We start from the raw sequence: 20,265 nt of genomic DNA, 5'->3' as shown, positions 1-20,265 counted from the left end.
CTAACATTATTAAAGCTGAGGCCATTGCGCCGCAGCGTAACATTCTCAAGGAGAGCACATGCCGTACCCGGTCGATTTACATATGCACACCGTTGCCAGCACGCATGCTTACAGCACGCTGCATGATTACATTGATGAAGCAGTCGAAAAGGGCATTAAGCTGTTTGCCATTACCGACCACGGCCCGGATATGGCTGATGCGCCGCATTACTGGCACTTTATGAATATGCGCGTCTGGCCACGTCTGGTGAACGGGGTAGGCATCCTGCGCGGTATCGAATCGAACATCAAAAATATCAACGGCGACATTGACTGCACCGGCCCGATGCTTGATGAAATCGATGTGATCATTGCCGGTTTCCATGAGCCGGTGATGCAGCCGGTCGATAAAGAAACCCATACCGCCGCAATGATTGCCGCGATGGCGGGCGGCGAGGTGCATATTATTTCCCATCCCGGCAACCCGAAATATCCGATTGATATTCCCGCCGTGGCTGCCGCGGCGGCAAAATATGACGTGGCGCTGGAGTTGAATAACTCCTCGTTTATTCACTCACGTAAAGGCAGTGAGCCTAACTGTCGCGCGATTGCGCTGGCAGTTAAAGAGGCAGGTGGCTGGCTGGCGCTGGGATCGGATTCGCATATCGCCTATTCACTGGGGGGATTTGAGCACTGCGAACGTATTTTGCAGGAGATTGATTTCCCTGAAGACCGTATTCTGAACGTCAGCCCGCGCCGTTTCCTTGATTTTCTTGAGAAGCGTGGCCGTACGCCAATTGCAGAACTCAGCGAACTGTGACATTGTCGCCGCCAATTCGCAGGGGTTTGACCCTTTACATCGTCTGATCAGGTTACTGTTATGAATGAATTTTCGATTGTTTGCCGCGTTCTCGGCACGTTGTTTTACCGCCAGCCGCAGGATCCTTTACTGGTTCCGCTTTTTGGCCTGATTCAGGACGGTAAGCTGCGTGAGCACTGGCCGCTGGAGCAAAGCGCGTTGTTGATCCGTTTGCAGGAAAGCGCTAACCCGGAAACGCTGGCCGCTGAATTTAATCATCTGTTTGTCGGTTCCGAATGCGCTGTTTCGCCTTTTCGCAGTGATTATGTCGAAGGCGCGAATGAAATGGACGTGCGGACTTTCCTGCAACAGCGCGGAATGCCGCTGGGCGACGGACCTGCTGACCATTTCGGCGCGATGCTGCTGGCCGCATCATGGCTGGAAGACCAGTCAACGGAAGATGAAGTCACGGCACAAATTACGCTGTTCGATGAATTCCTGTTTCCGTGGTGCGGCAAATTCCTCGGCAAAGTAGAAGCTCATGCGACCAGCGGTTTCTACCGCACGCTGTCTGAAATCAGCCGTGAAGCCTTGCAGGCGATGCGTGACGAACTGGAAGAGCAGCTGCCGGACGATTTGGAAGATGACGAGGAAGACGATCAGTAATCGTCCTCCTGAAATGCAAAAAGCCCGGCCATGAAGATGTGCCGGGCTTTTTATTTAACAGCGTCTGGCTAAATCAGTCAGTGAAAGGGATCACCAGTTGCCCCGGTTTCACTTCAAGGCCTTTCGCCAGTTTTTTAGCCATCGCTTCGCCTTTACTGTGATCGGCGTTCAGCACGTAGGCAGGACGCTGGTCAAAGTAGGTTTTCAGCGAGTTGTTCAGATACGGCATCAGGCCTTTCATCACGCTGTCCATTTTTTCCGGCTTGATGGTGTAATCCACCACCTGCATGTCTTTGAGGAAAATGGCGCTTTTCTCGCGGTCAAACGAAGGATTGGCCTTGAGCGTCAGATGCATATCGGCTTTCTGCGGGCCGAACAGCGAGGAAATATCCACGCTGGCATCGCCGGTCAGTGTCACCACGCCCGGATCAGCGCGGCCAATCTGGCTGCTGAGGTTGGTCAGAACGATTTTCGCATCGACCAGACCCGGCACCCCGAGCTGCTTCTGGAAATTGTTGTTCTTTTGCAGGTAGTCATTTACCTGCTGCTCGCTGATGGTGTATTGCGTGAGCTGGTTACAACCGGTCAGCAGAGTGGCGCACAGCAAAAATGCGGCACCGAGAATTCGTTTTGTCATTCTTCCCTCATTACATGAACACTATTTTGTCAGCATGACCGCTAAACGGCATGGCTCCAATCAGACAACGCTGATTAGCCTAAGTGCTGAGGGCAAAGAAGAAAAGCAAAATGAGCCGGAAGCGGGCTTCCGGCAGTAAGAAAGGATTAGCGGGCGATGCCGGTGAACAGATTGACCTGGGTTTGTTTCGCCATATTGTCCCGGTACGCCTGCACGCGGGATGGCCAGTCGATGCCCTGAACAATAGAAAGCGAACGCAACAACGGCCACAGATGAATATCATCCTCAGACAGTTCGCCGTTCACCGCGTTAGGCTCGACGATCAGTTTGTCGAGGGCGCGCAAATCCTGACTGATTTTTTTCACCAGACCATCGGAGTGTTTCAGATGCTCCTGAAAATCACCGCTGGCTGCCTGCTTTTTATCAGAAAAATACTTACGCGCTTCCGGTGTGGCGAACTCTTCCAGCGGCGCAGCGGCAAAGCGAGGCAGTAACAGACGGCCGGTATATTCAGAGACGTGGCGCAGCCAGGTCGCAATGGCAGCGTTGGTTGCCCCGGTCAGCAGCGGTTTGCGGTCACTTTTATCGATGAAATTCACGATATCCATACTTTCTGGCATGAAACTGCCATCCTGTTTTTGCAGGATCGGCACCATCTTTTTACCCACCATCGAAATCGGGGTTTTCTCGTCGTCGTTAAGCAGGACTTTGATCTCAACGGGAATGTTCTTCAGACCGAAAATCATGCGTGCTTTAACGCAAAAAGGGCAATGTTCGTAAACGTAAAGTTTCATATTTCATAGCTCCTGTTTTCGCCGGCGTTGACCTGTAGGGTGCGTGAAAATTGCCGGATGTAGGTTCGGATTTTATCGATGTGTTAAAACCAGTATGGGTATAGATGGTAGCGAGATCAAACGGCGATACTGTGACCGCCGTTTTAATAAGCAGACTAATTGCCGCTGAGCATCGCCGGTTCGATGCGGCGAAGATTAAATTGCCAGTACAACCCGGTAAGAGTGATGAACCCGACAACACCGAGTAAAAACCAGGGTAATTCAGGCAGTTCGAGGGCGCGACCGGTGTCATACATCCAGCCTCCGCCGGTATAACCAATGACGCCGCCGAGTGCCAGCCCCAGACGGCTGAAACCCATATAACTGCCGCGTGCGCGGGCGTCGGCCAGTGATGCGCTCAGCGTCTCACGCGCCGGTTCCGCGATGACGGAGCCGATATAGAAGAAGCCGATGAGCAACAACAGCGGGTTGATAGACGTCACCAACCCGACCGGCAGCAGGCTGAGCGTCATGATAAGCAGGCCAAACATCAGGCGCTGCTCGAGGCGGAAACGTTTTTCACTCCAGCGTGCAATCGGATAGAGCAAGGTCAGAGAAAGCACGGCTTCGATGGCATACATCCATTTCACCGCTGACGGACTGCCCGCGACGTCGTTTACCGCAATCGGCAACATCAGCATGACCTGCACGGTTAGCATGTAATAACCGGTGAGCGTCAGCACGTAAGCCAGAAAACGGCGATCGCGCAGAACCCGCATCATGCCTTCACGCATCGGCGTACGCATCGTGGAAATCCGGTAGGCGGGCAACAACCAGGCGTTGCAGGCAGCGGCCAGAACAAAGATGGCGGCACCGGCCCAGCAGACGTAGTGGAAATCATATTGCAGCAGCCAGCTGCCGATCAGCGCGCCAATCACCGCACCGGCGCTGTCCTGCATCATCATCAGCGAGAAAAAGCGGCTGCGTTCATGCGGGCGGGTGAGTTTGATGACAAGCGCAGTGCGTGGCGGGTCGAACAGCGTGCCGCCAAGACCGGAGAGAATACACGAGCAGATTAAAATCCACGGCTGGTCGGCCATTGCCATGGTGGCGAAACCGGCAGCGCGTAACAGCATGCCGGTGATGATCATGGGCTTGGCGCCGAAGCGGTCGGCGATAGCACCGCCAAATATCCCTAATCCCTGTTGCGTTAACTGCCGGACACCCAGCGCCAGACCGACGATCATCGCGGCCCATCCCAGCTGATCAACAAATCGAATCGAGATCAATGGAAAAACTACGAAAAAGCCTAAAATAACCAGCGCGTTGTCTAATAACAGAAAATACTTACCCAAGCTCCGAGCTTGTGATACCAGAGACATGCTTCACCATGAGCGATTATTTGTATCCCGTCCGGCGGATACAGAAAGGGGAAAAGACCGTTCCAGTCTGAACCGGAAACAGGCATTTAGATAGGGCGCTATAGATAATATTTTTTTATCGTCAAGCCGCGTTCTGACTGGCAGAATTAGGCATGTTTTATGGTTTCCTATAAATTCTATTTATCGACCCATGCGGGATGTGGAGGGAAGGGATGTTTGGCTATAAATCTGCCGTGCCTAAGGTACGGCTTACCACTGACCGGATGGTTCTGCGACTGGTGCACGATCGCGATGCGCACCGGCTGGCGGAGTACTATGCGGAGAACCGGGCATTTCTCAAACCTTGGGAGCCGGTCAGGGACGAAAGCCATTGCTATCCTTCAGGTTGGCAGGCACGTCTGAGCTTAATTACCGAAATGCAGAAACAGGGCAGCGCTTATTATTTTATTTTGCTCGATCCTGATGAAAATCGTGTAATGGGCGTGGCGAATTTCAGCAATGTATTACGCGGCTCATTCCACGCCTGTTTCCTCGGTTATTCGCTGGGTCAGGAGTGGCAGGGGCAGGGGCTGATGCTGGAGGCTTTGCAGTCGCTGATCCGTTATATGCAACGTCAGCAAAAAATGCACCGTATTATGGCCAATTACATGCCGCACAATAAACGCAGCGGTCAGTTGCTGGAGCGTCTCGGTTTCGAGCGTGAAGGGTACGCGAAAGACTATTTACTGATCGACGGTAAATGGCAAGATCACGTACTGACTGCGTTAACCTGGCGAGAATGGACACCCCCGTCCCGATAAGGAGAGCAAGATGAAACATGAACTCAGTGCCCGGGAGGCCCGTGTGGTGGGCTGTTTGCTGGAAAAACAGCTCACGACGCCAGAGCAATATCCGATGACTCTCAACGGATTGACCACCGCCTGCAACCAGAAAACCAACCGGGAACCGGTGATGGAGCTCAGCGAAAGCGACGTTCAGCAAACGCTGGATTTGCTGCTGCGCAAACACATCATCCGCACCCTGAGCGGTTCGCGCACCATGAAGTACGAGCATCGTTTCTGTAATTCCGAATTCGGTAATCTCAAATTTTCCCCGCAGGAAGTCGCCGTGGTGACCACGTTGCTGCTGCGTGGCGCGCAAACGCCGGGCGAACTGCGTACCCGCACCAACCGTTTGCATGATTTTGCCGACGTCGCCGACGTTGAACAAACCCTCACAAAACTGACCGTCCGCGAAGACGGCCCGTTCTGCGTGCGGCTGGCGCGTGAGCCAGGTAAACGCGAAAGCCGGTTTATGCATCTGTTCAGCGGCGAAGTGAGCAATGTGGCCAGCGCGACCGAAGAGCCGTCCTATGCCACCGTGTCCGAAGAGTCAGGTCTGGCAGCGCGGGTTGAAACGCTGGAGGCCGAAGTTGCTGAGCTGAAACAGCGTCTGGAAAGCCTGCTGCAACATCTGGCCGATTAAAAGGAATCTCTCTTGAGTAAACTTCGTTTAGGCGTTATCGGGCTGGGCGGCATCGCGCAAAAAGCCTATCTGCCGGTGCTGAGCCACGCAGATAAATGGACGCTGGTTGGCGGTTTTTCGCCGAATCAGCAAAAAGCACAGGCCGTTTGCGACAGCTATCGTATGGCCTGTTTCTCGCGCATCGACGAACTGGCCAGCCAGTGTGACGCGGTATTTGTTCACAGCAGCACCGCCAGCCATTTTGACGTGGTCGGCCAGTTGCTGGCGCAGGGTGTGCATGTGTACGTCGATAAACCGCTGGCTGCGGAGCTTAATCAGGCCGAACAGTTGGTAGAGCAGGCACGAAAAGCGGGTAAAGCGCTGATGGTCGGCTTCAACCGCCGCTACGCGCCGCTGTATCGCCAGCTCAAAGCGCAGATGCAAAATCCGGCATCCGTGCGTATGGATAAACACCGTACCGACAGCGTCGGGCCAAACGAGCTGCGTTTTACCCTGTTAGATGATTATCTGCACGTGGTCGATACCGCGCTGTGGCTGGCGGGCGGCAATGCGAGTCTTGAAAGCGGACTGATTCAGGTGAATGAATCGAATCAGATGATTTACGGCGAGCACCATTTTCTGTGCGGTGAAACACTGGTGACGACCTCGATGCACCGTCGCGGCGGCACGTCCCGTGAGAGCGTGCAGGCCGTGACCGATGGCGCGTTCTATCAGCTCGACGACATGCGCGTCTGGCGGGAAGAGCAGCAGGATGTGCTGACTCAGCCACCGGTGCCGGGCTGGCAAAGTACGCTGACGCAGCGCGGTTTTGTCGGTGCGATTGAGCACTTCGTCGATTGCGTCACTAATCAGACCGCACCTGAAACCAGCGGCGAGCAGGCGATTTATGCGCAGGCATTTATCGAGAAACTGCTGGAAAACTGAGTGTTAGCGACAAAACCACGCCTGTTCTGATCGTTACAATATATAACAACTGCCGGTGGCTATTGCATGGCGGATGCGTAGACTATGCGCATCTTCGAGCCATGCTGGTGACTTCTGATGATTAACGTGTTGATTTACAAGTAACACCGGCAAACAAGAAAAGTGACATGAACCTACTTAAATCTTTGGCAGCCGTCAGTTCCATGACGATGTTTTCACGTGTATTAGGCTTTGCGCGCGACGCCATCGTGGCCCGCGTTTTTGGTGCCGGAATGGTGACCGACGCTTTCTTTGTGGCGTTTAAACTGCCCAATTTGCTGCGCCGGATTTTTGCCGAAGGCGCCTTTTCTCAGGCCTTCGTGCCGATCCTTGCCGAATACAAAACCCAGCAGGGCGAAGAGGCCACGCGGACGTTTATCGCCTATGTCTCCGGTTTGCTGACGCTGGTGCTGGCGGTGGTGACCATTCTCGGCATGTTTGCCGCGCCGTGGGTGATTTACATTACTGCGCCCGGTTTTGTCGATTCTCCGGATAAATTCGCGCTGACCAGTTCGCTGCTGCGCATTACGTTCCCTTATATCCTGCTGATTTCTCTGGCTTCGCTGGCCGGGGCGATCCTTAATACCTGGAACCGTTTCTCGATCCCGGCCTTTGCCCCGACGTTTCTTAACGTCAGCATGATCGGTTTTGCGCTGTTCGCGGCACCTTACTTCCATCCGCCGGTGCTCGCGCTGGCCTGGGCAGTGGTCGCCGGTGGCGTCCTGCAACTGGGTTATCAGCTTCCGCATCTGAAAAAAATTGGCATGCTGGTGCTGCCACGTTTGAATTTGAAAGATGCCGGTGTGTGGCGTGTGATGCGTCAGATGGGGCCGGCGATCCTGGGCGTTTCGGTGAGCCAGATTTCTCTTATCATCAACACTATTTTTGCATCGTTTCTGGTCTCAGGTTCAGTGTCCTGGATGTATTACGCCGACCGTCTGATGGAGTTCCCGTCCGGCGTACTGGGCGTGGCGCTGGGCACCATTTTGCTGCCATCGCTGGCGCGCAGTTTCTCCAGCGGAAATCATGCTGAATACAACCGCCTGATGGACTGGGGCCTGCGCCTGTGTTTCCTGCTGGCGCTGCCAAGCTCCGTCGCGCTGGGTATTCTGGCGAAACCACTGACCGTCGCGTTGTTCCAGTATGGTAAATTCAGCGCCTTTGATGCGTCGATGACGCAACGCGCACTGGTGGCGTACTCCGTCGGGCTGATGGGGCTTATCGTGGTAAAAGTACTGGCACCTGGCTTCTATTCGCGTCAGGACATCAAAACGCCGGTGAAGATCGCCATGATTACGCTGCTGATGACCCAGGTTATGAACCTTGCCTTTATCGGGCCGCTGAAACATGCCGGGCTTTCGCTGTCTATCGGTCTGGCCGCCTGTCTCAACGCCTCGCTGCTTTACTGGCAGTTGCGTAAACAGGATATCTTCCAGCCGCAGCCGGGCTGGAGAATCTTCCTGATTAAACTGTTTGTCGCGGTTATCGCGATGTCTGCCGCGCTCATTGGCATGATGTGGCTAATGCCCGCGTGGGACGTCGGCGGTATGGCTTATCGTCTGGCTCGTCTGGCGGCCGTAGTGGCTGCTGGCGTGATAGCGTACTTCGCGGTACTCGGCCTGTTAGGTTTTCGCGTGAAAGAGTTTGCGCGACGACTGGATTAACTGGCTGAGATGACAGAAACAGAAAAGGGCGCTTAGCGCCCTTTTTTATTGTCTCTGTTTAATCGCGATTACATACGTTCTACGGTTTCGATACCCAGCGTATCGAGCCCGGTTTTCAGCGTGCGCTGTGTTAACAGAGCCAGCTTCAGGCGGCTGTTGCGGCTGGTTTCGTCTTCTGCATTGAGGATCGGGCAATGTTCGTAGAAGCTCGAGAATAGACCGGCAACGTCGTATAGATACGCGCACATGGTGTGTGGCGTGCCTTCGCGGGCGACGACGGTCAGCACTTCTTCGAACTGCAACAGGCGGGTCGCCAGTGCTGCTTCACGTTCTTCGCGCAGCACAACCGGCTGAGTCAGGCTGTTCACGTCGATGTCGGCACGCTTGAAGATAGACGCCACGCGGGTGTAGGCATATTGCATGTAAGGCGCAGTATTGCCTTCGAACGCCAGCATGTTATCCCAGTCGAAGATGTAGTCGGTGGTGCGGCTTTTCGAGAGATCGGCATATTTGATAGCGCCGATACCGACCGCGTTCACCAGCTTATCCAGCTCTTCGGCATCTTTCAGTTCAGGGTTTTTCTCAGTGATGAGCTTACGTGCGCGATCAATAGCTTCATCCAGCAGATCGGACAGTTTCACCGTACCGCCTGAACGGGTTTTGAACGGCTTGCCGTCTTTGCCCAACATCATGCCAAACATGTGGTGCTCGAGCGCCACGGAATCCGGGACATATCCTGCTTTACGCGCGATGGTCCACGCCTGCATCAGGTGCTGATGCTGACGGGAGTCGATGTAATACAACACGCGATCGGCGCCCAGCGTTTCATAGCGGTATTTCGCACAGGCGATATCGGTGGTGGTGTAAAGGTAGCCGCCATCCTTTTTACGGATGATAACACCCATCGGATCGCCATCTTTGTTTTTGTATTCATCCAGATACACGACGACTGCGCCTTCGCTGTCCACTGCCAGACCTTTGGCCTGAAGATCGGAAACGATGCCCGGCAGCATGTCGTTGTAGAGGCTTTCACCCATCACGTCGTCTTCGGTCAGCGTCACGTTCAGACGGTTATAAGTCAGCTGGTTCTGCGCCATGGTGACATCCACCAGTTTGCGCCACATCTGACGGCAGTATTCGTCGCCGCCTTGCAGTTTCACCACGTAACCACGGGCACGCAGAGCGAAATCTTCATCTTCGTCGTAGTTTTTCTTGGCCGCGCGATAGAACTCTTCAAGGTCGGCCAGATTCATGTCACCGGCGTTTTCGTTCTGCACTTTTTCGAGATAGGCGATCAGCATACCGAACTGCGTACCCCAGTCACCCACATGGTTCGCGCGGATCACTTTATGGCCGAGGAATTCGTTAGTACGCACCGCCGCATCACCAATGATGGTGGAACGGATATGGCCGACGTGCATCTCTTTTGCCACATTTGGCGCGGAATAGTCGATGACGATGGTCTGTGGCTCAACCGGCGTGATGCCCAGTTTAGGCGCGGTCAGCGCGCTGTCGACGTGCGCACCGACAAAGGCAGGATCAAGGAAAATATTGATAAAACCCGGCCCGGCGATTTCGACTTTATTTGCGATGCCGCTCAGATCCAACAGTTCAACCACTTTCTCTGCCAGTTGTCGTGGTGGCATACCGAGTTTTTTTGCCACTGACATAACACCGTTAGCCTGATAGTCGCCAAACTGTGCTTTGGCGGACTGACGGACTTGCGCTTCGCTGTCGGCAGATGCGCCTGCTGCGATCAGCGCCTGGCTGACTTTTTCTGAAAGAAGTGACTGAATATTCACCGGATTACCTTATGTTTAATCCCCGTCATCCTTCGTGCTGCCTCTGCGTTAACTGCCTTGATGCAATCCGAAAGATTGAGGGGAAGAATGTAGTTGTTTACTGATTATCCGCTTTAAGCGGATTAACCGAAAATGATGCGTGTTTATATCATATCAGCCATAGGGAGTCAGTATCGCCGCGCCTTTCAGAGGGTGGAAAACCCGATTCTGCGGCATGTCTCTGGCAACCGGATGAAAGCCTGTGTAAATTACCCGCCCCGGAAGATTTGCAAATTCAAAAGAGTTAGGATGCCCGTCATGAAACATGTGCCTGAGTTACAGGATTTAGTCGATGATCTGCCACGCTTTGTCAGCGTATTGACGGCATTCGCCGCGAAGTTGCAGGTGACTTTGGAAGATTTCCATGCTGACCATATCTCCGTGCGCTGTCATCAAAATACCACGGCGGATCGCTGGCGTGCAGGGCTGGCAAAATGGGGTTCGTTATTAAATGAAACCCAGATCAACGGGCGTCCGATCTGCCTGTTCACGCTCAACGAACCGCTGAAGGTAGGGCCTCTGCAAATCGACTTGGTTGAATTGCCGTATCCGGGTGAGAAGCGATATCCGCATGAGGGCTGGGAACACATCGAGATTGTGTTGCCGGGTGTGGAAGAAGAGCTTTATACCCGTGCACTGGCGCTGATCGCAGATGAGGCGCTGATCATGCCGGGTATCAAACTCAAACAAAGTTCGCCTAAGGGCGAGAACGAACGCCTGCCTAACCCGACGCTGGCGATCACCGACGGGTCGGTGACCATTAAATTCCACCCGCACAGCCTGCGTGAGATAGTCGCCAGCGAAAGGGAACAGGATTAATCTGCAAGCGCCCGAAGGGCGACGTCCATGCGATCCAGCGCTTTTTCCAGCAGCGCACGCTGGCAGCCAAAGTTGATGCGCACAAACTTTGGCTCGCCAAACTCTGCGCCTGAAGTAAACCCGACACCGGCATCCACAAAGAAGCGGTAAGGGTCTGTGACCGGCAGAGCGCTGGCGTCGATCCAGCCGAGGTAGGTGCCTTCCGGGGCAACCATGTTCAACCCCGGCATGGCGTTGATCCGCCGCGTCACCAGCTCGCGGTTATCACGCAGGTAATCGAGCTGCGCGCTCAGCCATTCGTCGCCATCGCGATAGGCTGCGGTTGCAGCGACGAAGGCCAGAATGTTGACGTGCGGAACGATGCCTTTGCTGGTTTCAAGGAATTTACGGCGTAATTGCGGATTCGGGATAATCGCCATCGATGCGCCCAGACCGGCCAGATTGAAGGTTTTTGAAGGCGCAATAAGCGTGATCGAACGCTGTGCGGCATCTTCATTAAGCGACGCAAAGGGGATGTGTTTAAGGCCGGGCTCCAGAATCAGATCGCAGTGGATTTCGTCCGAGCACACCACCAGATTGTGGCGTTTGGCGAACGCCTGTTGTTCCAGCAACTCTTCGCGGCGGTACACCGTGCCACCCGGATTATAAGGATTGCACAGCATTAACAGGCTTTCTCTGCCGTCGAGCTGGCTTTGTGCAGAAGTAAAATCGGCCACCCAGCGTTGTTGCTGTTGTTTTACCGCAATCGCTTTGTACTGGCGTCCTTCAGATTCTGCGGCCTGAATGAACGGTGGGTACATCGGCAAGGGCATCAGGCTGGTCTGCTCTGGTGTGACGTTTGCACGCACGGCGACGTTCAGGCCACAGACCAGGCCGGGCAACCAGACAATCCAGTCGGGTTGGATTTGCCAGTCGTAGCGTTCAGCCATGCGTGCGACCACTAACTCAGTCAGTTCGGGTGGCGTAAAACCGTAACCGAAAACGCCTTCGGCGACGCGCTGTTGTAATTCTTTAATGACCTGCGGCGGTGCGGTGAAATCGGTATCTGCTACCCAAAGCGGAATGACATCCTGATTATGGTATTTATTCCACTTAACGCTATCACTGTGACTGCGGTCTACCCATAAATCAAAATTGAGTGTCATAGTTAGTTTTCCTAAGTAAGCAGTAAGCAATTGGGCGGGGATGCTCATCTGTAAGAGCCTACGCGACATGGCCGGTTACAAACAAGTGTTGTAGCATAATGCCGTTATCAGGAGGGGTCACATGACTAAGTTAGAAGTGTGTTGTTACAGCGTGGATTGTGCGCTTACGGCAGAGCAGGCCGGAGCCGATCGCGTCGAATTGTGCGCGAGTCAGGCCGACGGGGGGATTACACCAAGCTATGGCACCCTCAAACTGGCCAGGGAAAAAGTGACGATCCCGGTGCATCCTATTGTTCGCCCGCGGGGTGGTGACTTTTGCTATAGCCAGAGTGAATTCGACGTGCTGAAAAGCGACGTCACCTGTATCCGTGATATGGGGTTCCCCGGCGTGGTGGTCGGGATGCTGGATGCAGAAGGGCATATCGATATGCCGCGCATGTGGGAAGTTATGGCGCTGTGCGGCGATATGGCAGTGACGTTCCATCGAGCCTTTGATATGTGCCTTAATCCAAAGGTTGCGCTGGAGCAGTTGACTCAGTTAGGGGTGGCGCGCATTCTGACTTCTGGCCAGCAGCAGAACGCTGAAGTCGGATTACCGATGCTGCGGGAACTGAATCAGCTGACGCGTGGTCCTATCATTATGGCGGGCGCGGGAGTACGCCTCACCAATCTGCAAAAGTTTGTGGATATCGGGCTGACAGAATTGCACAGCTCGGCGGGGCGCCAGGTGAAATCTTCTATGCGCTACCGCAAGGCCGGTGTCACCATGAGTTCTGACACAGATTTTGATGAATTCAGTCGTTATTGCGTGGACGGCGATATTGTTGCCGCAATGAAAAGCACATTGCAGTTCGACGATGAAATATCCCGTACGGCGTAATTAAGCCGATTGAATTAAGCCAACAGTTTTATTGGGTCTCACGACCCTTATTGCGTCGCCCTGCGCAAGTACCAAGCCCCGTCATGTTGGCGGGGCTTTTTTTGTGCGCAGTATTTTAGCGCCACTCTTTTAGCCGGGGAACGTCATTAACCCCAGGTCAGTAACGCAACGCCAAACATTCCGGCTTTCACCACCAGACACATAATAAAAAGGCCGAAAACGATAAAGGCTCTGTCTACAAGCAAGCGGATCTTTCTGCGCATGATTTTCCCCGCGAAGCTGAAAGCATCGCGATGCTGATGAATAAGTTTGGCCGAATTTATACACGAAAAAGCCGTCATCAATCCATCAATTACGCGCACAAAGCAGAAGTTTTACAAAGGCCTGTAACGCAGAGCGCGTTATTGTTAAAAAAGCGCAGTCATTCCGGCGGGTCTATCGCCACTTATGTTGCGGTACGGGCAATCAGGCTACTTCTCGTAAAAGTTTTTAATACGGATGGCGACGTCAATATTGGCCCAATGCAGCTCATTTTCCTGATGCATGCTGCTGGTGCCGTCTTCCCATGTCACGTAGTACGACACATTTCCCTTTTCTGACTCAAACGCATTCATAACAGCACCTTTGATATCACCGGATCTGTGTTTAACGATACTGCCTTTAGGGAATTTCATATCTCCTCCCAAAACGTTAACAACGATCTCTTGCACAACAAACGGATAGCAATAATAAAAGGTTAGACCTTTTTCACTGAAGATGTTGCTGAGGGTGTTACAGAACGTGTAGTCAAATGTCGGAAGAAAACTCCCGCCAGGCGACGGGAGTAAAAGCAGAATTACGGTTTGCGTGCGATAAGCAGTGCGCGGCGCGGTGCCGGGTAGCCTTCGATTGTTTTTGTCGTATCGTTCGGATCGAGGAATTCGGCCAGCGATTCGCTGGTCATCCAGTCTGTGCGGCGCTGTTCTTCCACCGTGGTGACGCTGACGTCCGCGATGCGTACGTCCACAAAGCCACATTTGATCAGCCAGTCCTTAAGCGCATCGGCAGAAGGAATGAAGTAGATATTGCCCATCTGTGCATAACGGTCACCCGGCACCAGCACCTGCTGGCTGTCACCTTCGACGACCAGAGTTTCTAACACCAGTTCTCCACCGCTGACCAGCTGATTTTTCAGCTGGTAGAGATGATCCAGCGGCGAACGGCGGTGATACAACACGCCCATAGAAAAGACGGTGTCGAACGCGTTAAGCTCCGGTAACTGCTCGATGCCCAGCGGCAGTAAATGCGCACGCTGATCGCCACCCAGTAATTTACGCACGGCTTCGAACTGGCAGAGGAAGAGCTGCATCGGGTCGATACCGACCGCCAGATGCGCACCTGCGCCAATCATGCGCCACATGTGATACCCGCTGCCGCAGCCGACGTCCAGAATGGTGCGCCCGGTGAGGGGAGAAATATGCGGCAGAACGCGATCCCATTTCCAGTCAGAACGCCATTCGGTATTAATTTCAACGTCGTACAGCGAGAACGGCCCTTTGCGCCAGGGCATCATATTACGCAGCAGGTTTTCGATCCCTTCGCGCTGACCGGCGGGCAGCGGCGTTTCCATATTGGCGGTAACGCTGTGCAACAAATCCAGGCGTTCCGGCTTAATCAGCGGCAGGCGGTCAACCGAGTTAAACCACAGTTTAAATTTTCCATGCAGGGATTCTTTCTGCCACGCGGTCAGCTGAGACGGCAGGGTGTTTAGCCACGGGCTTAACGGGCCTTTGGCGATGACGCGGTAAAAATCACCAAAATCGATCATGCGGGTTCTCCGGCTTTCAGCGCAATCAGTGAGCCGAAGTTAAAGCACTGGAACCAGACTTCCGTGTGCTGGAAACCGGCCTGACGCAGGCGGGTTTTGTGAGTTTCGACCGAGTCGGTCAGCATGACATTTTCTAACATGCTGCGTTTTTGGCTGATTTCCAGTTCGCTGTAGCCGTTAGCGCGCTTGAAATCATGATGCATGTTGAACAGCAATTCTCCGACATCTTTATCTTCGAAGCTGAATTTTTCCGACAGCACCAGCGCAGCGCCCGGGCGCATTCCCTGATAAACCTGATTGAGCAGGCGCTGACGATCGTCAGGCTCAAGGAATTGCAGCGTGAAGTTCAGCACCACCATCGAGGCGTTTTTCAGCTCGATGTCAAGAATATCGGATTCGATGACCGTAACCGGCGTTTCGGCGCGGAAGGCATCAATATGGCGACGGCAGCGTTCCACCATGGCAGGGGAGTTATCGACAGCAATAATTTCGCAGCCCGGTACCTTGATATTGCGCCGCATCGAAAGCGTGGCGGCACCCAGCGAACAACCGAGATCGTAGACATTGGAATCCGGCTGGACGAAACGTTCGGCGAGCATGCCAATCATCGAAATAATGTTGGAATAACCCGGTACGGAACGTTGGATCATATCGGGGAAAACTTCGGCCACGCGTTCATCGAACGTCCAGTCGCCGAGCTTATCTATAGGTGCAGAAAAAAGCGTATCGTGGTTTGCCATAGTGGTGAGTCAGGCCAGAAAAGAGTGTGGGTAAAAAGTGAGGGCAGATTTTAGCAGATACTGGCGCAGGCAGATACCTGCGCACCGGCGTTCACTGCAAACTGCCCGGAAAATGGCCGAAGTCAGTTGAAGGCGAGGAACTGCGACCACGGCAGATAGATAATATTGACGACCACCATCAGCACCAGCGAAATGTAGGTTGCGGCCATACCGTTGCGACGCCAGGTAAATTCGCGATTTTTCAGACCATAATAGTGGAATAAACGCCCGACAATCAGGAGCAGCCCGCAGGCGTGCACCATCCAGACGGCGGCACCGTTCATTTCCATAAACAGCAGTAATAAACAGCCAATCGGCAGATATTCGACGGCGTTGCCGTGTACGCGGATGGCGGTCTGCAATTCGTAGGATCCGCCGTCGCCGGTGGCAATACGGTATTCCATGCGCAAACGTACAACATCGAAAGAGAGTTTGATCAACAGTATGGCGGCAAGCACGACGTATAACGCGCTAATCATGATGACTTCCTTGGTTATTCCAGGTAATCCGGCGGAATATTTTTCTTCTCCGCTGCCCGGCTATGATAGCGGTCTGACTAAAACCTGTCGTCATGAAAAAGTGAATTTTTTAGAACAGCGTATCCTGCAACGGCCAGTCGGGCTCCGGCTGCACTGACGGCATCTGCTGGCGCAATTGTTGCCACAGGCTGCGCGCCTGCTGAGGGGCATCGGTGCAATCGGGCGTATGGATGAATAAATACGGCGTAAGCCCTTCAGTTTCCCACGCCTGAAGTTTGTTGATCCACTGCGCGAACAAAGGGCGGTTTGCTTCCAGCTGGTCGCCGCCGATGAAACGGACGATGGGGCGTGAGGCGGTGGCTAATGCGTGCAGCGGCAGAACAGGTTTTTTGCGTTTGGCTTCGAGTACGGCCTCGGTTACTGAGCTCGAACTGTGCACCGGGCGGCTGTCGAGAATGGCACGGTTAACGCCGCGTTGACATAAACCTTGATTAAGCCAGCGCTCGGCATCACCTTTGGCAAAGAAATCCGGGTGCCGCACTTCCACACCGTAATCAAAACCGGCGGGCAGGGCATCAAGGAATCGCCACAAACGCTCAAGATGCTGCGGCGCGAAGGTCGCGGGCAGTTGCAACCACAGCTGTCCGATGCGTTCGCCAAGGGGGGCGAGTGTGCGATAAAACGTATCGACATCTTCCTGACAGTTCGCCAGCGCCGCTTTATGGCTGATGGCCGAGGGGAATTTGAAACAGAAACGGAAAGTTTCCGGCGTCATATCGCGCCAGCGCATCACCACTTCCTGTTTTGGCAGGGCATAAAACGTGGTGTTGCCTTCGACACAGTTGAAATACCGCGCGTAATCCGCCAAATCGCGCAGCCCGATGGATGCCCAGGCGCTGTGATGCCATTGCGGTAAACCAATATACATGTCGGTACTCTCCCGTTTTTCCTTACGAAAACGCCGCCCCGGTGGGCGCGTCTGGATAACAAAAACAATGCCTTGAGGCAGGGTAACGTTACTGTGGCAGAGCGGCAAGCACTTCGGCGGTGGAGCGCACGCGGCTGATGCGAGGGAAAATAAACTGCACGCTGGACTGATGATGTTCGTTGTTGTGCGCGCTGCAGGCATCTTCGGCAATCACCAGCTCGTAGCCGTGTTCCCACGCGTTACGCGCGGTGGACTCTACGCCGATGTTAGTAGAGATACCCGCCAGCACGATGCTTTTAATGCCACGACGGCGCAGCTGGAGATCCAGATCGGTGCCGTAGAACGCGCCCCACTGGCGTTTCACCACCAGTAAATCTTTGTCGGTCACCGCCAGTTGCTCCGGGAATTCCCACCAGCTGGCAGGCAAACCGCCTTCCGGCGCAGCCGCCGGAATATCAACCGGTTGTTTCAGCGCTTCGTCAAAGGAATCGGACCAGCCCACGCGAACCATGACCACCGGTGCGCCCAGTTCACGAAAGCGGTTTGCCAGTTCTGTCGCGTTATCCAGCACCTGCTGCGCGGTGTGGGGGCCACCGGCGAACGGCAGGATCCCTTTCTGTAAATCGATCAGTACCAGTGCGGTGGTTTTAGGGTCAAGTTTCATGGCGTAAAGCTCCCGGTTATCTCATTAATAGCGAAAGGAATAATGAACAGCGTGTACAAAGGGGATTGCGCGAGTCTATGCTAACGCGTGGGTCAATTTGGGGATAATTTTGTTAAATTATGTGTAGCAGGCAACATGAGTGAATTTCCGCGCCAGCCTTGACGTGTTCGCACTTATCCTGCGAAGGAAATTCCTTTATAATAGCCGCCTTTTTTAGAAGCTTAGATTTAGAACATAAGCAAACCTATTCCGCGCGCCGCAGCGTTTTGCGGGCGGGCGACCAGAGTGAATAACCGTTTCTGTACCTGTGCGCCATGAGGCCGGGTAGTGGGATCAAAAGGATACCGTTATGCGTACTGTATATTGTGGAAAGCTGAATGCGTCCAATGTGGGCCAGGAAGTGACATTGTGTGGCTGGGTTAACCGTCGACGCGATTTGGGTGGTCTGATTTTCATCGATATGCGTGACCGCGAAGGCATCGTGCAGGTTTTCTTCGATCCGGATCAGGCTGACGCCTACAAACTGGCCTCTGAGTTGCGCAATGAATTCTGTATCCAGCTGACCGGCACCGTCCGTGCGCGCCCTGAAAGCCAGTTCAATAAAGACATGGCGACCGGTGAAGTGGAAGTGTTCGCCAGCGGTCTGAACATCATCAACCGTTCAGAATCCCTGCCGCTCGACTCCAATCACGTGAACTCCGAAGAAGCGCGTCTGAAATACCGCTATCTGGATCTGCGCCGCCCTGAGATGGCCAATCGCCTGAAAGCGCGCGCAAAAATCACCAGCTTCGTACGCCGTTTCATGGACAGCCATGACTTCCTCGACATCGAAACTCCGATGCTGACCAAAGCCACACCGGAAGGCGCGCGCGATTATCTGGTGCCAAGCCGTGTCCATAAAGGCAAGTTCTACGCGCTGCCACAATCCCCACAGCTGTTCAAACAGCTGCTGATGATGTCCGGTTTCGACCGTTATTATCAGGTAGTCAAATGCTTCCGTGATGAGGATTTACGTGCTGATCGTCAGCCAGAATTTACTCAGATCGATGTTGAAACCTCTTTCATGAGCGCTGAACAAGTGCGTGAAGTGATGGAGAAACTGGCGCGTGAACTGTGGCAGGAAATCAAAGGCGTGGATCTGGGCGATTTCCCGATCATGACCTATGCAGAAGCGATGCGTCGTTTCGGTTCTGACAAACCGGACCTGCGTAACCCGATGGAAATGGTTGACGTTGCGGACCTGATGAAAGACATCGAGTTCAAAGTGTTTGCCGATCCGGCCAACGATCCGAAAGGCCGCGTGGCCGCGTTGCGTGTCCCTGGCGGCGCATCCCTGAGCCGTAAACAAATCGACGAATATGCGAAATTCATCGAAATTTACGGCGCGAAAGGTCTGGCTTACATCAAAGTGAACGAAGTGGCGAAAGGTCTGGAAGGTATCCAGAGCCCGGTTGCTAAGTTCCTGAACGCTGATTTGCTCTCTGCACTGATCGAGCGCACCGCCGCACAAGACGGCGATATGATCTTCTTCGGCGCAGCCAGCGCGAAAATCGTGACTGATGCCATCGGCGCACTGCGTCTGAAAGTTGGCCGCGACCTAAAAATCACGCAAGACGACGTGTGGGCACCGCTGTGGGTAATCGACTTCCCGATGTTTGAAGACACCGACGAAGGCGGCCTGAGTGCGATGCACCATCCGTTCACCGCACCGAAAGAGATGACTGCTGAAGAGTTGGCAGCCAACCCGGTTTCCGCGATCGCCAACGCCTACGACATGGTGATCAACGGTTACGAAGTCGGCGGCGGTTCCGTGCGTATTCACCGCAGCGAAATGCAGCAAACCGTGTTCAGCATTCTGGGCATTAACGAGCACGAACAGCGCGAGAAATTTGGCTTCCTGCTCGACGCCCTGAAATACGGCACACCGCCGCACGCTGGTCTGGCCTTTGGTCTGGACCGTCTGGTGATGTTGCTGACCGGCACCGACAACATCCGTGACGTCATTGCCTTCCCGAAAACTACCGCAGCGGCCTGTCTGATGACCGAAGCGCCAAGCTTTGCTAATCCGGCGTCGCTGCTGGAGCTGGGTATTGCGGTAGTGGCGAAAAAAGAAGTGACGCCAGACACAAATACAGAGAATAACTAATGAGCGACAAGCGTCCTGAGTCGATACTGTGCGTCATCTACGCCAGAAACACCGGCAGGGTGCTGATGCTACAACGAAAGGATGACCCGAATTTCTGGCAGTCGGTGACCGGCAGTCTGGAAGACGGGGAATCCCCGAAAGACACCACGCAGCGTGAAGTCATGGAAGAGGTCGGTATCGACATCGCAGGTGAAAACCTGACTCTGCAAGACTGCGATCGCTGTGTGGATTTTGAAATATTTGCGCATTTGCGCCATCGCTATGCTCCCGGCGTGACCCGCAACAAAGAACACTGGTTCTGTCTGGCGTTACCCGAGGAGCGTGATGTGGAACTTACCGAGCATCATGCATACCGTTGGCTCGACAAAACCGCAGCGGCAGCGCTGACGGTGTCCCCGAGCAACCAGCAGGCGATTGAAGAATTTGTAAACTATTCGGTCTGTTAAGACT

At 54.0% G+C, this 20,265-nt stretch carries 21 protein-coding genes; 10 read left to right on the top strand and 11 right to left on the bottom strand.

The annotated features are described in order from the left end of the window. Positions 1–58 precede the first annotated feature (58 nt). Complete coding sequence (locus TU92_RS02815; protein WP_112164444.1) at positions 59–799, top strand: phosphatase; 741 nt, start codon at positions 59–61, stop codon at positions 797–799. A 60-nt stretch (positions 800–859) separates the two neighbouring features. Then, the gene (locus TU92_RS02810; RefSeq protein WP_112164443.1) at positions 860–1,444 is read left to right on the top strand and encodes a TorD/DmsD family molecular chaperone; all 585 of its coding nucleotides are present in this window, start codon (positions 860–862) and stop codon (positions 1,442–1,444) included. A 73-nt stretch (positions 1,445–1,517) separates the two neighbouring features. Here TU92_RS02810 and TU92_RS02805 read toward each other — a convergent pair whose 3' ends face one another. The 3 genes from TU92_RS02805 to mdtH form a co-directional block, all read right to left on the bottom strand. Continuing rightward, complete coding sequence (locus tag TU92_RS02805) at positions 1,518–2,081, bottom strand: lipoprotein (protein WP_112164442.1); 564 nt, start codon at positions 2,079–2,081, stop codon at positions 1,518–1,520. Between the two features lie 146 nt (positions 2,082–2,227). After that, positions 2,228–2,875, bottom strand: coding sequence for a glutaredoxin 2 (gene grxB / locus TU92_RS02800; protein WP_112164441.1), 648 nt, complete (start codon positions 2,873–2,875; stop codon positions 2,228–2,230). A 155-nt stretch (positions 2,876–3,030) separates the two neighbouring features. Further along, complete coding sequence (gene mdtH / locus TU92_RS02795) at positions 3,031–4,236, bottom strand: multidrug efflux MFS transporter MdtH (RefSeq protein ID WP_112164440.1); 1,206 nt, start codon at positions 4,234–4,236, stop codon at positions 3,031–3,033. Between the two features lie 212 nt (positions 4,237–4,448). Between mdtH and rimJ the strand changes: the two genes are divergently transcribed. From rimJ to murJ, 4 genes are all read left to right on the top strand, one after another. Continuing rightward, complete coding sequence (gene rimJ, locus TU92_RS02790) at positions 4,449–5,036, top strand: ribosomal protein S5-alanine N-acetyltransferase (protein WP_112164439.1); 588 nt, start codon at positions 4,449–4,451, stop codon at positions 5,034–5,036. A gap of 10 nt (positions 5,037–5,046) precedes the next feature. Beyond that, the gene (locus TU92_RS02785) at positions 5,047–5,700 is read left to right on the top strand and encodes a DUF480 domain-containing protein (protein ID WP_112164438.1); all 654 of its coding nucleotides are present in this window, start codon (positions 5,047–5,049) and stop codon (positions 5,698–5,700) included. Positions 5,701–5,712: 12 nt separating this feature from the next. Beyond that, positions 5,713–6,624 carry a Gfo/Idh/MocA family protein gene (locus TU92_RS02780; RefSeq protein WP_112164437.1) on the top strand — a complete coding sequence of 304 codons (912 nt, stop codon included), beginning with the start codon at positions 5,713–5,715 and terminating at the stop codon, positions 6,622–6,624. Between the two features lie 167 nt (positions 6,625–6,791). Continuing rightward, entirely contained in the window at positions 6,792–8,327 is a 1,536-nt protein-coding gene (murJ, locus tag TU92_RS02775) for a murein biosynthesis integral membrane protein MurJ (RefSeq protein WP_112164436.1), read from the top strand. A gap of 68 nt (positions 8,328–8,395) precedes the next feature. Here murJ and argS read toward each other — a convergent pair whose 3' ends face one another. Next, positions 8,396–10,129, bottom strand: a complete 1,734-nt coding sequence (argS, locus tag TU92_RS02770; protein WP_112164435.1) for an arginine--tRNA ligase — start codon at positions 10,127–10,129, stop codon at positions 8,396–8,398. Between the two features lie 297 nt (positions 10,130–10,426). Between argS and TU92_RS02765 the strand changes: the two genes are divergently transcribed. Beyond that, positions 10,427–10,987 carry a VOC family protein gene (locus TU92_RS02765; protein ID WP_425272526.1) on the top strand — a complete coding sequence of 187 codons (561 nt, stop codon included), beginning with the start codon at positions 10,427–10,429 and terminating at the stop codon, positions 10,985–10,987. Here TU92_RS02765 and TU92_RS02760 read toward each other — a convergent pair. Beyond that, positions 10,984–12,132 carry a MalY/PatB family protein gene (locus TU92_RS02760; protein WP_112164433.1) on the bottom strand — a complete coding sequence of 383 codons (1,149 nt, stop codon included), beginning with the start codon at positions 12,130–12,132 and terminating at the stop codon, positions 10,984–10,986. The two genes, TU92_RS02765 and TU92_RS02760, sit on opposite strands and share 4 nt — an antisense overlap. Positions 12,133–12,253: 121 nt before the next feature. On the opposite strand from TU92_RS02760, the gene cutC reads away from it, so the two are divergent. Beyond that, the gene (cutC, locus tag TU92_RS02755) at positions 12,254–13,012 is read left to right on the top strand and encodes a copper homeostasis protein CutC (RefSeq protein WP_112164432.1); all 759 of its coding nucleotides are present in this window, start codon (positions 12,254–12,256) and stop codon (positions 13,010–13,012) included. A gap of 470 nt (positions 13,013–13,482) precedes the next feature. On the opposite strand, the gene TU92_RS02745 is transcribed toward cutC, so the two are convergent. The 6 genes from TU92_RS02745 to TU92_RS02720 form a co-directional block, all read right to left on the bottom strand. After that, positions 13,483–13,686 carry a hypothetical protein gene (locus TU92_RS02745; RefSeq protein WP_112164430.1) on the bottom strand — a complete coding sequence of 68 codons (204 nt, stop codon included), beginning with the start codon at positions 13,684–13,686 and terminating at the stop codon, positions 13,483–13,485. Positions 13,687–13,847: 161 nt separating this feature from the next. Beyond that, the gene (gene cmoB, locus TU92_RS02740) at positions 13,848–14,819 is read right to left on the bottom strand and encodes a tRNA 5-methoxyuridine(34)/uridine 5-oxyacetic acid(34) synthase CmoB (RefSeq protein ID WP_112164429.1); all 972 of its coding nucleotides are present in this window, start codon (positions 14,817–14,819) and stop codon (positions 13,848–13,850) included. After that, positions 14,816–15,559, bottom strand: coding sequence for a carboxy-S-adenosyl-L-methionine synthase CmoA (gene cmoA / locus TU92_RS02735; protein WP_112164428.1), 744 nt, complete (start codon positions 15,557–15,559; stop codon positions 14,816–14,818). The genes cmoB and cmoA overlap by 4 nt, the downstream gene beginning before the upstream one ends. A 122-nt stretch (positions 15,560–15,681) precedes the next feature. Then, positions 15,682–16,077: an MAPEG family protein gene (locus tag TU92_RS02730; RefSeq protein WP_112164427.1), complete on the bottom strand. Its 396-nt coding sequence runs from the start codon at positions 16,075–16,077 to the stop codon at positions 15,682–15,684. Positions 16,078–16,186: 109 nt separating this feature from the next. Continuing rightward, positions 16,187–17,005 (bottom strand): DUF72 domain-containing protein, encoded by an 819-nt coding sequence (locus TU92_RS02725; protein WP_112164426.1) that lies wholly within the window; start codon positions 17,003–17,005, stop codon positions 16,187–16,189. An 88-nt stretch (positions 17,006–17,093) separates the two neighbouring features. Next, positions 17,094–17,669, bottom strand: coding sequence for a hydrolase (locus tag TU92_RS02720; protein WP_112164425.1), 576 nt, complete (start codon positions 17,667–17,669; stop codon positions 17,094–17,096). A gap of 349 nt (positions 17,670–18,018) precedes the next feature. Between TU92_RS02720 and aspS the strand changes: the two genes are divergently transcribed. Further along, on the top strand, positions 18,019–19,815 hold the full coding sequence (gene aspS / locus TU92_RS02715) for an aspartate--tRNA ligase (RefSeq protein WP_112164424.1): 1,797 nt from the start codon (positions 18,019–18,021) through the stop codon (positions 19,813–19,815). After that, positions 19,815–20,261, top strand: a complete 447-nt coding sequence (gene nudB, locus TU92_RS02710; protein ID WP_112164423.1) for a dihydroneopterin triphosphate diphosphatase — start codon at positions 19,815–19,817, stop codon at positions 20,259–20,261. Before aspS ends, nudB begins: the two co-directional genes overlap by 1 nt. Positions 20,262–20,265: the final 4 nt, after the last annotated feature.

Origin of the sequence: Rahnella inusitata (genome assembly GCF_003263515.1) — a bacterium.
In the GTDB taxonomy this organism is placed as follows: domain Bacteria; phylum Pseudomonadota; class Gammaproteobacteria; order Enterobacterales; family Enterobacteriaceae; genus Rahnella; species Rahnella inusitata.
Note: the sequence above shows the minus strand (reverse complement) of the source record. Positions and strands in the feature narration are given on the sequence as shown.

Coding starts and splice junctions, on each gene's coding strand:
- TU92_RS02815 (WP_112164444.1), top strand. CDS start 59: ATGCCGTACCCGGTCGATTTACATATGCACACCGTTGCCAGCACGCAT.
- TU92_RS02810 (WP_112164443.1), top strand. CDS start 860: ATGAATGAATTTTCGATTGTTTGCCGCGTTCTCGGCACGTTGTTTTAC.
- TU92_RS02805 (WP_112164442.1), bottom strand. CDS start 2,081: ATGACAAAACGAATTCTCGGTGCCGCATTTTTGCTGTGCGCCACTCTG.
- grxB (WP_112164441.1), bottom strand. CDS start 2,875: ATGAAACTTTACGTTTACGAACATTGCCCTTTTTGCGTTAAAGCACGC.
- mdtH (WP_112164440.1), bottom strand. CDS start 4,236: ATGTCTCTGGTATCACAAGCTCGGAGCTTGGGTAAGTATTTTCTGTTA.
- rimJ (WP_112164439.1), top strand. CDS start 4,449: ATGTTTGGCTATAAATCTGCCGTGCCTAAGGTACGGCTTACCACTGAC.
- TU92_RS02785 (WP_112164438.1), top strand. CDS start 5,047: ATGAAACATGAACTCAGTGCCCGGGAGGCCCGTGTGGTGGGCTGTTTG.
- murJ (WP_112164436.1), top strand. CDS start 6,792: ATGAACCTACTTAAATCTTTGGCAGCCGTCAGTTCCATGACGATGTTT.
- TU92_RS02765 (WP_425272526.1), top strand. CDS start 10,427: ATGAAACATGTGCCTGAGTTACAGGATTTAGTCGATGATCTGCCACGC.
- TU92_RS02760 (WP_112164433.1), bottom strand. CDS start 12,132: ATGACACTCAATTTTGATTTATGGGTAGACCGCAGTCACAGTGATAGC.
- cutC (WP_112164432.1), top strand. CDS start 12,254: ATGACTAAGTTAGAAGTGTGTTGTTACAGCGTGGATTGTGCGCTTACG.
- TU92_RS02745 (WP_112164430.1), bottom strand. CDS start 13,686: ATGAAATTCCCTAAAGGCAGTATCGTTAAACACAGATCCGGTGATATC.
- cmoB (WP_112164429.1), bottom strand. CDS start 14,819: ATGATCGATTTTGGTGATTTTTACCGCGTCATCGCCAAAGGCCCGTTA.
- cmoA (WP_112164428.1), bottom strand. CDS start 15,559: ATGGCAAACCACGATACGCTTTTTTCTGCACCTATAGATAAGCTCGGC.
- TU92_RS02730 (WP_112164427.1), bottom strand. CDS start 16,077: ATGATTAGCGCGTTATACGTCGTGCTTGCCGCCATACTGTTGATCAAA.
- TU92_RS02725 (WP_112164426.1), bottom strand. CDS start 17,005: ATGTATATTGGTTTACCGCAATGGCATCACAGCGCCTGGGCATCCATC.
- TU92_RS02720 (WP_112164425.1), bottom strand. CDS start 17,669: ATGAAACTTGACCCTAAAACCACCGCACTGGTACTGATCGATTTACAG.
- aspS (WP_112164424.1), top strand. CDS start 18,019: ATGCGTACTGTATATTGTGGAAAGCTGAATGCGTCCAATGTGGGCCAG.
- nudB (WP_112164423.1), top strand. CDS start 19,815: ATGAGCGACAAGCGTCCTGAGTCGATACTGTGCGTCATCTACGCCAGA.